Here is a 241-nt window from a genome sequence, read left to right as displayed (position 1 = left end):
GCGCCGAGAATCGCATGGATACGGTTCAAGCCGGTGCGCGCCGGGCAGCCACTGCCCGGTTCGCGCTTGTTGCAGGGCACGCTGGCGTCATAGAAATAATAGCAACGGGTGCGCTGCAACAGGTTGCCGCCGGTGCTGGCCATATTGCGCAATTGCGGTGAAGCGCCGGCGAGGATGGCCTGGGACAGCAACGGGTAACGCTGTTCGATCAAAGGGTGCCACGCCAGGTCGGCATTGCTCA

At 63.1% G+C, this 241-nt stretch carries 1 protein-coding gene; it reads right to left on the bottom strand.

The genetic code is table 11. The features are described 5' to 3' along the window. Positions 1–241 (bottom strand): FAD binding domain-containing protein (locus KZZ04_RS20640; RefSeq protein WP_219424095.1); only part of this gene is annotated, 241 nt, incomplete at both ends.

The organism is Pseudoalteromonas sp. CR1, from assembly GCF_019392235.1.
GTDB lineage: Bacteria > Pseudomonadota > Gammaproteobacteria > Enterobacterales > Alteromonadaceae > Pseudoalteromonas.
Note: the sequence above shows the minus strand (reverse complement) of the source record. Positions and strands in the feature narration are given on the sequence as shown.